10 protein-coding genes are annotated in these 12,894 nt (G+C 35.6%); all 10 read right to left on the bottom strand.

Features of this window, described 5'->3' with window-relative positions:
• Position 1 precedes the first annotated feature (1 nt).
• The 10 genes from CPHY_RS02430 to CPHY_RS02385 all read right to left on the bottom strand — a co-directional run bounded on the left by CPHY_RS02430 (position 2) and on the right by CPHY_RS02385 (position 12,656).
• On the bottom strand, positions 2-1,012 hold the full coding sequence (locus tag CPHY_RS02430) for a metal ABC transporter substrate-binding protein (protein ID WP_012198469.1): 1,011 nt from the start codon (positions 1,010-1,012) through the stop codon (positions 2-4).
• 118 nt (positions 1,013-1,130) lie between these two features.
• Positions 1,131-1,436 carry a hypothetical protein gene (locus CPHY_RS02425; RefSeq protein WP_041703107.1) on the bottom strand — a complete coding sequence of 102 codons (306 nt, stop codon included), beginning with the start codon at positions 1,434-1,436 and terminating at the stop codon, positions 1,131-1,133.
• A 121-nt stretch (positions 1,437-1,557) separates the two neighbouring features.
• Positions 1,558-1,986, bottom strand: coding sequence for a Fur family transcriptional regulator (locus CPHY_RS02420; protein WP_157668640.1), 429 nt, complete (start codon positions 1,984-1,986; stop codon positions 1,558-1,560).
• Between the two features lie 257 nt (positions 1,987-2,243).
• Complete coding sequence (locus tag CPHY_RS02415; RefSeq protein ID WP_012198467.1) at positions 2,244-3,938, bottom strand: methyl-accepting chemotaxis protein; 1,695 nt, start codon at positions 3,936-3,938, stop codon at positions 2,244-2,246.
• Between the two features lie 311 nt (positions 3,939-4,249).
• Positions 4,250-4,576 carry a hypothetical protein gene (locus CPHY_RS02410; protein WP_041703104.1) on the bottom strand — a complete coding sequence of 109 codons (327 nt, stop codon included), beginning with the start codon at positions 4,574-4,576 and terminating at the stop codon, positions 4,250-4,252.
• A 128-nt stretch (positions 4,577-4,704) separates the two neighbouring features.
• Positions 4,705-6,273, bottom strand: coding sequence for an ABC transporter ATP-binding protein (locus CPHY_RS02405; RefSeq protein ID WP_012198465.1), 1,569 nt, complete (start codon positions 6,271-6,273; stop codon positions 4,705-4,707).
• An 80-nt stretch (positions 6,274-6,353) separates the two neighbouring features.
• Positions 6,354-7,142, bottom strand: coding sequence for an ABC transporter permease (locus tag CPHY_RS02400; RefSeq protein ID WP_012198464.1), 789 nt, complete (start codon positions 7,140-7,142; stop codon positions 6,354-6,356).
• A 21-nt stretch (positions 7,143-7,163) separates the two neighbouring features.
• Positions 7,164-8,105: an ABC transporter permease gene (locus tag CPHY_RS02395; RefSeq protein WP_012198463.1), complete on the bottom strand. Its 942-nt coding sequence runs from the start codon at positions 8,103-8,105 to the stop codon at positions 7,164-7,166.
• A gap of 88 nt (positions 8,106-8,193) precedes the next feature.
• On the bottom strand, positions 8,194-9,762 hold the full coding sequence (locus CPHY_RS02390; protein ID WP_012198462.1) for an ABC transporter substrate-binding protein: 1,569 nt from the start codon (positions 9,760-9,762) through the stop codon (positions 8,194-8,196).
• Between the two features lie 398 nt (positions 9,763-10,160).
• On the bottom strand, positions 10,161-12,656 hold the full coding sequence (locus CPHY_RS02385) for a GH36-type glycosyl hydrolase domain-containing protein (protein WP_012198461.1): 2,496 nt from the start codon (positions 12,654-12,656) through the stop codon (positions 10,161-10,163).
• Positions 12,657-12,894 lie beyond the last annotated feature (238 nt).

Below are 12,894 nucleotides of genomic sequence, written 5' to 3'. Positions count from 1 at the left end.
ATTAATCTAGAGCCTCCTTTAAAATTTGAAGATTCTCCTTCATAATGCTCAAATAAGAAGCTCCTGATGCTATATTCTCCATGGAAACAGACTGCATCGAATTTAGCGTTCTTACAGAAGCATTCTCCTGCTTTGAATTTTCAATCACTGTCTTTGCAATCGAACCATCAGAGCCATCAATAATTAGTACAACTGGTAGACCTAATTCTTCAACCTTTTTTGCTAAAAATGCTATGGTCTCAAAACTAGCCTCCGTTTCAGCCGAGCAACCGACAAAAGCAGCATAATAACGAAGATTGTAATCATCAACAAAATAGCGGAAAGGAAATCTATCTGCCACTAATATCGTATCTCTTGCTGTCTTTTTCGTAAAATTATAAAATTGTTCGTCCAGTTCCTTTAATTCTTGAATATAAGATGCTGCATTATTTTTGTAGTACTCTGAATTACTCGAATCTATGTTACTTAATTCTTCACAGATTTCATTTACGATTACTTCAGCATTTTTTAACGAAAGCCATACATGTTCATCATACTCATATTCTTCCTTATGCTCTACTCCCTCTTGAACTTCGCCTTCATGGTCTTCTCCTTCAAGATGTTCGGTTTCCATCCCTTCGACGATTTCTTCTTCTTTTGCCTGTACTACATTGATAAGTGCAAGCGCATGAAAGTCGGTGGATTCTACTTGTTTTACAACTTCGTTCGCCCATTTTTCTGACTCACCGCCTATATAAAGAAATAAGTTACTTGATCGGATCTTTACCATGTCCTCTGCAGAGGCCTGATAATTATGAAGATCTATGCCATTCTTTAATAGATACGTTACTTCTATCCCAGCCGGATTTTCTCCGATAATTTGTTTTACAAAATCATACTGTGGAAAACTCGTACAAACGATACTTAATGTTCCACTGGCTTCTTTCTTATTTTTCATATTGCATGCAGTTAAAGATACCACTGACAATATGAAAAAGAACAGTAAGTACCAAGCCTTATTCCATTTTTTCATTGAAAATACCTCCAACTAAATCATATTTTCTTATTTTGGGGTAAACAAACAAATGAGGCAGCCATATCTGTCTCATTCATAGGAATGGTGTTAAAACCAATCGTTATGAAAACATGATTCAATTGTCCATCCGAACCTTATCCATTATGAGAGTACGCCCAAGAATCAGGCAAGAAGAAGTAGTATTTGACACCTTATAAAATACTACCAAAGAAATTCCAAGAGCAGCGGTGGTAATGGCAGCGCTGAATTGTTTTACGATATTATCAACGACTTGTAACTCTTGACAAACGGAACAATCCACACCAGGACAATAATGGTATGTGCGGTTTGCGCTAAATATAGTTAAATGCAACATTACAAATAAAATACAGAAAGCAAGCAGGATTGTAACATATTTAATACACTTTTGATTGTACTTCATTATCATCCTCCTATTCTTGCTCATATACTTATGGCGGATTATTACATAAAAACATTACTATGAAATCATCCCGATGAATATACATTTCTTAACTACACAAGTTTTAAAATCTATACTTAATTTAGCTCTTATCTCCACAATAGCCAATTAGACATGATTCACATCTTCCGTAAAACATCGTTTTTACCGGATTAATTTGAATGTGATGTTCTTCTTGAAGATGCACATATAAACTTGAAAGTTCCGGACATTTTATATGAATGAGGTTCCCACATTCCTCACATTTAATATAAAACAGAATGTTATCCTTCTTATCAGAAAGATATTTATAACAAGTTCCGTTATAACCCTCAATATTAATTGCTACAATTTCTTTATCAGCTTCCAGCTTATCTAAATTGCGGTATATTGTAGTCAAGCCAACCTTTTGACCTTTTTTAATAAGATCATCATAAATCTTTTGGATTGTTATGTATTCTTCTGAATTTTTTTTAATACATTCCAAAATACTTTCTTTCTGCTTTGTATTATATTTTTTACCTGTGTTCATAAATTCACCACCTACTGTTTGTTTCAAATATAATTTTTTATCTATATCCACATATTACATCTTACGCTAATAATGAATAGAATCAAATATAGCAATAATTATAATTTGAAAATGGTTTTCATTTTACTTCTAAAAGTTATGTTTGTCAAGGTATTTCAATTACTTATCCTAAATATACAAACCTAGGACTTCCTACAGAATATAGGAATTAAGGGAACTCTCACGAGTTCCCTTAAGCATTTGAATTCTTATAAGATTTAGCTCTCCCTAAATTTAAATTTACTTACCAGTTCATTTAACTGTTTTGCAGACTCGTTCAGATCTGAAGCCGTTGTACTTAAGCCTGTAATTGTGTCTGTTTGAGTAGATATACTAGCTGCCACTTCCTGCATAGCTGATGTAATTGCAGTATTACTATCATTGATAGATTCCATCGTTGCTGAAAGCTCCTCGGTTGAAGCGCTCTGCTCTTCTGTGATTGCTGCAATATTTTGAATTCTGTTATTTATATTTTTTACTCCATCAATAATATGATTAAGCTGTGTATATACATTTTCAACCATAGTAGAACTTCTTTTTATATCTCCACCAACATCCATAGTTGCTGCCATTGTCTTCTGAATCATATCCTGAATATTTTTAACGATATCCTCAATTGTTTTGGCTGATTGGCTATTGCTTTCTGCAAGATTTCGAATCTCCTCCGCTACGACACTAAATCCTCTGCCGTGCTCTCCTGCTCTCGCAGCTTCTATCGCCGCATTTAATGCTAGCATATTTGTTTGGTCAGTGATTGATTTTATTGTTCCTATTATTTTCCCTATTTCCTCAGCTTCATTTCCTAGCTTTTCAGCTATGTCAATTGTGTAGGACGAGATTTTCTCAGTATTCTCCATTTCAAGTTTTGTATCCAGTGCTAACTTTCCACTCTCTTGGGCAAGCATATTTACCCTATCAACCTCTACACTAATTCGCTGCGCATCATTAGCCGAATCCTGAGAAGCCTGTGTCATCTCATATATGCTATCCGTAATCTGGTTGATTGAAGTGTTTATTATTTGCGTGTCCTTCACCATTTTTTCCATATGAGTATTAATCGTAACAACACCAGAAGAAGTCTGCATGCCACCTTCACTCAATAGTTCAGAGCCTTGTGATACTCTAACAGAATTCTTCTTTATATTTATCATCATGCTCTCTAGACTGTCCATAAATGTATTAAAGGAACGTGCCAACCTAGAAAGTTCATCTTTTGATTTTATATTAATTCTGCTTGTTAGATCACCTTGACCTCTCTCAAGATCCTTAAATATCTCAAGTAGATTATTTATAGGCTTGGTAATACTTCCAGCAAGCAGTATTGCTGTTAAGAGTGCTATAATTATAGTTATTATCGCTAAAACAGTAGATATATTTTGGTTCATATCCATATGCATTTGAATAGTCATTAAGCTATCGTCCATGGCAGCTTCACTTTTCTTCTGAATTTCATCAACTTCAGCATATATCTTGTCGGCTGCTTTGTCAAAATCAACCATCATTATATTTCCAACTTCATGACCACTTTTAACATAAGTATCTGCCATTTCTTTGCCGATAGTATAAAACTTATCAACCTCAATATTTAATGCATTCAGCTGATCTGTATACTCAGGATTTAAACTAGCAAGCTCCTCAGAATTACTTTTATAGCTATTATACTGTTCTTCAGCTTCTTTTAATTGAGCCGTATCTTTTGATGCACTCACATCAGTTAAAAACTGCCCTACCTGAATAACATTGTTTTTCATTTCACTTGCGTACTTATAGCTTGTAACAGCATTTTCTCTGATTGATATGATATGTGTCCTGCTATTATTGTATATGTACATGTTATATACAGTGCTAGCTATTATAATAATCAATATTAAAGAAAACCCCGCAATAAGTTTTTTTCGTATCGTATTAAACATTTAACGCTCCTCGCTTCTAGTCAGTATTAAACAGATAGGCATCCCATTATTATTCATTATTGGGATATCCTTCCGCTTTTACTTAAGTTAGCATAAAAATGTGAAAATATTATGAAAAAAAATTAAATATAGCATCTTTTATCTAATTGTCTATTTTGAAGTACTTATGTAATGTTTTTTACTACATTGTGCCGGCTTATTTAGTCATGAAAATGCTCCTTCTATGGTATAGGTTATTTACATTTAACCTATACCATTGAGGAGCATGCAGTAAATATCATTTGACTATATTGCCTCTATTTAGTACACTCTTATTCTTTCATCTGCCCGATTTCCATCTGTTCAGTTGAAGCACTGCTGATAGAATTATGATTATCCTCTTTATTTTTAAGACCCTTCATCATCATTGGTATCATTACCATCATCATTAAAGGGCATGCCAGTGAAGCAAGTAAAGATAATATTCCGTTTGCTCCAGCTCCTATTCCAACTCTTTTTAGAAGCGGAATGAGCATAAGTAGTATTATTGGTGCTCCACAGCATATAAGCATCATAAAAATATGGGATAAATGCCTTTTATGTCCTTTTTCATTCTTTTTACCATTGTTGCTATTATTATTATTATCATGACAATTCATATATTTCATCCTTTCTAATAATATCAAGTATAGTTTAGACTTCTATGTCTTAATTACATATAAGTCCTCCTATCCTTAATTATAGCAACTTAATGTGTAGAAGTTATGAAGAGCGCCTTTTATCGGTTCTATTTCGGTACAGAAGAAAGTAATTTCTTGGTATATTCATGTGTTGGATTTTGAAAGACCTCTTCGGTTTTTCCACTTTCCACAATTTCTCCCTGATACATCACACATACCCGATCACACATGGAATGTATCACTCCCATATCATGAGAGATAAATAAATAAGAGAGTTGGAATTCCTGTTTCAGATTTTTTAACAAGGTAAGGACTTGAGCCTGTACGGTTACATCAAGAGCGGATACTGGCTCATCTAGCACTACAAATTTCGGATGCAAGATCATTGCTCGTGCGATTGCAACGCGCTGGCGTTGTCCACCACTTAAGTCTCTCGGATATCGGTTTTTATACTCGATCGGAAGATTTACTTTTTGTAGGATTTCCTCCACACGTTGTTCTCTTTCTTGTTTTGATAATACTTTTTGTAATTTTAGAGGTTCTTCCAATAGCCAGCCAATCCGTTTGCAAGGATTTAAACTGCCGTAAGGATCTTGAAATACCATCTGAGGTTTTTCTTCCCGAAGAATAATCCGTCCCTCCATATCATTGACTAAGTTCGTTATAGCTTTTGCTAAGGTAGATTTTCCACAGCCACTTTCCCCGACAATTCCAACGCTTTCTCCTTGCATTACCTCCAGTGAAATTCCCTTCACAACTTCTTTCCGTTGCTTCTTTTGAAATAACTTTTTAGCATTTTCCGTATAATAAACCTTGAGATCTTTCACCTCTAAGATTCGATTCGTTACTGACGAATCCTTTGAATCCATCGCCAAGGAAGAGTCATGTACGATTTCTGCAGCGGCAAGTAGTTTTTTTGTGTACTCCTCTTTCGGATTTTGAAATAGTTCTCCGCTTATCCCAGATTCCACGATCCGTCCGTCATACATTACAAGCAGTCTATCACATAGGTTCCTAACTACCGTTAAATCATGAGATATAAATAGTATCGTTGTTCCGTGCTTACGATTTAGCTCCTTTAATAATTCTAATATCTTGGCTTGTATTGTAACATCAAGTGCAGTCGTAGGTTCATCTGCAATTAATAATCTAGGTTTACAAATCATTGCCATGGCTATCATAATACGCTGTCTCATACCACCAGACAACTGATGAGGATATTTCGAATAAAGAGATTCTGGATTTTGTAAACCCACTTCATCCATCATCTCATAGACAGAAGCTTTTCGCTCCTCACTTGACTTCTTTGTGTGAAGAAGTAGCATCTCCTCTATCTGCACTCCAACCGTTAATACCGGATTTAACGAAGTCATCGGTTCTTGAAATACCATTGATATCTCATCCCCTCGAATCTTCACCATCTCTTCTTCTGGTAGTTTGGTTAAATCTACCCCATCAAACCAGATAGAACCGTTTGATATTTTACCACCTTCCGCTAATAAGCGAAGGACTGAGTGAGCTGTTACACTTTTACCAGAACCGGATTCTCCCACAACGCCTAGAATTTCCCCTTTGTTTATGGAGAAAGTAATGTTATGGACTACTTCTTTTTTCTTCTTTTCACCAAAACTGATGCTAAGATCTTGTACTAATAAGAGATCTGTTTTACTATTCATACTTATCTCCATTCTGTTGCAATTCTGCGAATTTGAGTGACAGCACAATTTCGTGTTTGAAAGAACTTTGTTCTTTCAAACTAAACTCCCTCATTTAATAAACTAAATCCAAGTACAGTGATTACAATCATTAATCCTGGCGCCAATGCCATCCATGGTGCTCCAAACAAATAGGTCTGAGACTCAGAAAGCATACGCCCAAGACTAGCATCCGGAGGCCTGACACCTAAACTTAAATAACTCATTCCTGCTTCCGCTAGTATGGCATTATTAAAACCTATGGTAATGGCAGAACGTAAGATTGCTTTCGTATTCGGAAAGATATGTAGAAATATAATCCGAATGTGGCTTGCTCCAAGTAGCCTAGCGCTCTTAACGTAGTCCATTTCTTTTTGTATGATAAATTCACTTCTTACAACACGGGCAAAACTTGGAATGAATAGTATTCCTAATGCTAATATGACATTGTATTTACCTGTACCAAAGATACTAACAAACACTAATGCCAATAAGATGCTAGGAAAAGAAGCCACCGCATCATTGATTCGCATCAAAATTTCATCTACTACTCCGCCGAAATATCCGGTAACCGCACCTAGAATACTTCCGACGGTAGCACCTATGATAACGGTAGCAATACCAACAAAAAAAGTGGTGAAAGCTCCATCCATCACCCTACTAAGGACATCTCTTCCCATATAATCGGTACCAAAAAGATGGAAAAGACTTGGTGCTTGATTTTTTGCCAGCACATTCATTTCATTCGGATCATAAGGTGTATAAAAAATACCTACGATAACAAGGAGCAAAGCAAACGAAACTAAGGAAAGCCCAACTATAAAATTAAATCGATTCTTTTGTTTTCTCATTTCCTTTGCTCCTTTTTATCGTCATGAAATTCTGACACGTGGGTCAACTTTTTGATATGTCATATCTACAATAAAATTAATTATTATGACAATTCCAGCAATATATAATACCGCTGCACTTACTACAGAAAAATCACGATTTGCAATTGCAGACACTAACATTCGTCCCATTCCTGGAAGATTAAATACTTGCTCGACTACAATACTACCAGCTAAAGCATCCGCAGTCAGCATTCCAAAAAATGTAATGACAGGAATTAAGGCATTTTTAAGTACATGCTTTGTCATGATCTGCTTCTTTTTTAATCCCTTGCTCCTTGCAGTTCGAACATAATCATAAGATAATTCTCTAAGTAAGGAGGTTTTTAGAAATTTGGTTAACATCGCTACCTTTGGAATACTAACCGCTAATGCCGGAAATACCATATAACTTATGAAAGCACCAAAATTCTGTGATACTGGTACAAACCTACCAGGTACAAACCATTTTAAAATGATACCAAATAATAAAGAAATTAAAATTCCCAAGAAAAAAGGTGGAACCGCCATAAAGGTTTGGCTTAAAAATGTTATAAATCGGTCTATAAACCCATCTTCTTTTCTTGCACATATTAGACCCAATGGCAACGAAATCACTACCATAAAAAGAACAGATAGAACAGCAAGCCAAGCTGTTACTGGCAGACGATCCGCTACTAAGGATGCTACGCTTACATTATATTGAGTAGAAGTTCCAAAATCGCCAGTAACTGTACTTTTTAAAAATCTTCCATAACGAACAAACATAGGATCGTTTAATCCCATCGATTCACGCAGCTCCTGTAACTGTTCTTCTGTTGCATCCATCCCAAGCTTTGCTATCGCGCTATCTCCGGGAATTACTTGGAAGGCGAAAAACGTGATAAAAGATACGAAGACTAAGGTAATAATGAGAGTTATCAACTTTTTTATATAAAATTTCATAGCGCCATCTCCTTCCCAAGTAAATCTCGAGCTATTATAAAAGTACTTTTATTTACTAGCAGATACTTGTAAAAAATCTGTAATTCTTTTACTTATAATAAACTGTTGACATATCCTGTACATAAACAGGATAGAATTGATATCCTGCTAATTTTTTGTTTACTGCTACTAAATTAGCTGGATCTTGAAGATAAACAGAAGCTACATCCTCTGTTAATATTCTTTGCAACTGATGATAAAGGTCTACTTTTTCTTCTTCCTTAACCGATGCATAAGCCTTCGGATAAAGGCTGTCAAATTGTGAATTTGAATAATTTAAAAAGTTGTTTTTTGATGTAGATTCATATCGCTTTACAATATCACTAGGAGAAAGATTGGAATCAAGTCCTATAATCGTTGATTCATAGTTTCTTCCTTGGTAAACATCAGAAATCCAACTTGCCCATTCTACTAGCTTGATTTCCGCAGTAATTCCAACCTTCTTTAACTGTTCCACAATCACCTGTGCTGTATCAACATGTGCTTGATAATTAGATGGGACAGTGATTGTAAAATGAAATCCTTCCGGATAACCTGCCTCATTAAGAAGTTGTTTTGCTTTTTCTACATCATAAGTGTAGTAACTTGCTAAGGATTCATCGTAGTATTTACCGAATCCAGGAAACATATTACTTCCAATAATCGTACCATTTCCACCTGCAACAATATCAAGAATCATCTGTCTGTCAATTGCATAGCTGAGCGCTTGGCGAACTTTTAAGTTATCAAATGGAGCAGCTTTGTGATTTAAAAACAAAGCCTGTACCAGGTTCATATGCCCAATCTCAATGTTGTACAAATCCTTTAATTGATTTGATTGTTCATAGGTTAATTGCTGGAAAATATCGATAGTACCAGCTCTTAATTCCATAAATGCTGCATCTGTATTTGCAGATATCTTAAACGTTACTTCATCAAGATAAGGAACCCCTTTAACATAATAGTCAGGATTCTTCTCCATCACAATGCTAACCAGCGGCGAATAGGATACAAAACGGAATGGACCTGTACCAACCGGCTTAGTCGCCTGCTCGGTATAGTCTTTAGGTATTATACTAATGGTAAAATAAGATAGAAGTTCAATATTAGGTTGATTTAATTTGACTTCTACGGCCTGTTTTCCATCCTCAGTAGTAATCGCATTTATCGATTCTACACAAGAAAATACCGACTCAACTCTCACTTCTGGATCGGAAGTTTCAAGCAGGCCGGTAGCACGTTTTAATGAATATATTACATCATCTACCGTTACAAGCGCACCATTGTGGAATTTTACCCCTTCACGTAAATAAAACGTATAGGTCATTCCATCCTCCGAGATCTTATAGTCGCTTGCTACAGCAGGAACTAAATTTCCATCTTTATCAGGCTTTACTAAGCCTTCGAAAATATTAAACAAAACTTCCTTAGTTCCTGCCGCAACTGCTTTGTGTGGGTCAAGACTATCCAAATCGTTTGTTATACCTACAATAACAGAGCCACCATTTTTTGAAGCCTCGCCGTTTTCTGCTTCTTTTTGATCATTTCCCTTGTTTTCTGTACTGCCACTGCATGCGCAGAGTGCAATCATACAACTCAGAAGAAGACCTAAAAAGAATAACTGCTTTCTTCTTTTCATAAATCCTCCATTCTTAAAGTTTGACCATATCTAATGGAACAAACTTCTTAGTTGAAAATATTTTCAACCATAGATAGTAAAAATGATATTCTCTCATTATTATGATACAATGCCAAATTCGTTATACAAACAAGAAAGCGCACGCCTAACGAACTTTTCCTTGTCATGAATTAAGACAATGCGTCTGTATGAACGCTATGTTGAATCATAGCGTTTTTATCATATACTTAAAATTTAATTTTGGCAATAAAAATTTTTAATAAATTTATGTTCTTTTATACAAATTATCTATTATTAACGAAAGAGAGTGCCCCTTCGGACACTCTCTTTCGGATAGGAGAATCATACAATGAACTACTTGCCTTGCAAATAATTCATGAGGCTAGTAAGCTATTTTTTTAACCTAAGATGACTTTTACTTTATGTTCTAATCCGTCACCAAATACCGGAATGATATTACCCTCCACCTCTTTCGCATCAACAACTAGTTTCTTAACACCTTTCGAAACATGATATGGGTTTACTATTGTAATATCATACCTATCACCACGGAATTCACGTGTTATTTGATATACCTCCCAATCAGTTGGGATTGCAGGGTCAATCATTAAACCATCATATTCTGGTTTAATTCCAAGTATATATTGTGATATCGCTACAAAATTCCAAGATGCAGTTCCGGTTAACCAAGAATTTTTTGCTTCACCAAAACGTCTGGCATCCTTACCTGCAACCATCTGAGCGTAGACATATGGCTCCAAACGATGAATTTCAGAGTATTCTTCTGTATACGCTGGTGCAATTTTTGTATAGTAATCAAAGGCTTTATCCCCACGGCCTATCACTGCTTCCGCACACATAATCCAGGCATTGTTATGACAGAAGATACCTGCATTTTCTTTATATCCAGCTGGATAGGTAGAAATCTCGCCATATTCCACATAATATCGTGTAAATGCTGGATTATTTAGAACTAATCCGAATTTTGTACCCAAACGTTTTTCTACAGAATCTAAAGCTTTTTGTGCTTTCCCATCGTTAAGACCGCATTTTCCCATAACGCAGAAGCCTTGCGATTCGATAAATATTTTTCCTTCTTCACACTCATCACTACCAATTTTTCTTCCAAAATCATCGTAGGCACGTAAAAACCAAGATCCATCATAGCCATGCTTCATAATTACATCTCGCATATTCTCTACTTCTTTCATGGCGCGAATAGACTCTTCGTTATTTCCTACCTTATCCATAAGAATAGCATATTCTTCCCCAATATAAGTAAACATTCCGGCAATCATAACAGATTCCGCTACTTTACCATCCTTACTTGTAACTGTTTGAAAAGATTCTCCTGGATCCATGGAAAAACAGTTTAGATTCAAACAATCGTTCCAATCTGCACGACCAATCAAAGGTAGTCCGTGTGGACCAAGATTCTCTATTACGTGGTTAAATGCTCTTTTTAAATGATCTGACAATGGTTTCGCAAGTTCTAACTTATTATCATAAGGAGTATTCACTTCTAAGATATCATAGTCTCCTGTCTCCTTTATATAAGCTGTAACTGCTAGAATAAGCCACAATGGATCATCGTTGAAATTACCACCAATCTCATCATTTCCTTTTTTCGTTAATGGTTGATACTGATGATATGCTCCACCGTCTGGTAATTGCGTGGATGCAAGATCAATGATTCTCTCTCTTGCACGATCTGGAATCTGATGAACAAATCCAAGTAAATCCTGATTGGAATCTCGAAATCCCATTCCCCTTCCAATACCAGATTCAAAGTAGGAAGCACTTCTTGATAAATTAAAGGTTACCATACATTGATATTGGTTCCAGATATTCACCATACGATTTAGTTTATCATCGTGAGACTTTACATTATATTTCGAAAGCAGTTTATCCCAATAATCTTTAAGCTCCAGTAACGCTTGATCAACAGCCTTTACTGTAGCATATTTTGCTATCATCTCTTCTGCTTTCTTCTTATTAATAACATTCGTACCATTTGGCGCTACGGAAGATAGTAATAACCCATCGGTATCTACCTCACCAACTTGATACTCCCATTTTTCTTCTAATTTATTTTCAGCATATCCAAGAATAAATACTAGTTCCTTGCTTTCCTTAGGCTGTAAGGAAATTTCTACACAATGAGAGGCGATTGGAGACCAACCATCTGCTACAGAATTATTTGATTCTCCCCTTGCAACTACCTGCGGGTTATCAAAACCATGATAGGTACCAAGAAAACTCTCGCGATCAGAATCGAATCCGCTAATCGGTGCATTTACAGAGAAAAATGCATAATGATCCCGTCTTTCTTTATACTCTGTCTTATGATAGATTACAGACCCTTTAACTTCTACTTCACCTGTCGAGAAATTTCGTTGAAAATTTGTAGAATCTTCTTGTGCATTCCACAGACACCACTCGAGGAAAGAAAACAATTTCACATTCTTCACTTGATTACTTGTATTAACAATTGACACTTTATGTACTTCACCATTATAGTCTAATGGTACAAAGAAGGTTATCTTTGTTTCAATTCCATTTCTTCTTCCTGTTATTTTAGTATAACCCATGCCATGACGACACTCATAATATTCTAGTTCCTTTTTTGCAGGGGCAAAACCCGGAGACCAAAAATCACCATTATCGTACAAGTAGTAATAACGACCACCACCGAGATCTAATGGTACATTATTATAACGAAATCTTGTAATCCTACGTAGTTTTGCATCTTTATAGAAACTGTAACCTCCAGCAGTATTTGATATCAAGGAAAAGAACGCTTGCGATCCAAGATAGTTAATCCAAGGATACGGCGTTTCAGGAGTTGTGATAACGTATTCTTTGTTTAAATCATCAAAAAATCCAAATTTCATGCGAATTCTCCTTTATTATTCTTGGTAAAAATGTTTTTTCGAGTAAGGAAAGGTCATTACGAAACATTTTAGTAAGTACAACTGTCCATATCACATTATATAACAAGATTACATAAGAGTAAATCGAATTAATCAACAAAAACCATAGGGTTTCCTTGTGAAAACTACACTAATTTTTAACGAAATTTTCGTCCATACGGTGTATTCCTTTGCTTTCCGCTACGAAACCATTTCGTTA

The organism is Lachnoclostridium phytofermentans ISDg, from assembly GCF_000018685.1.
GTDB classification, from domain to species: domain Bacteria; phylum Bacillota; class Clostridia; order Lachnospirales; family Lachnospiraceae; genus Lachnoclostridium; species Lachnoclostridium phytofermentans.
Note: the sequence above shows the minus strand (reverse complement) of the source record. Positions and strands in the feature narration are given on the sequence as shown.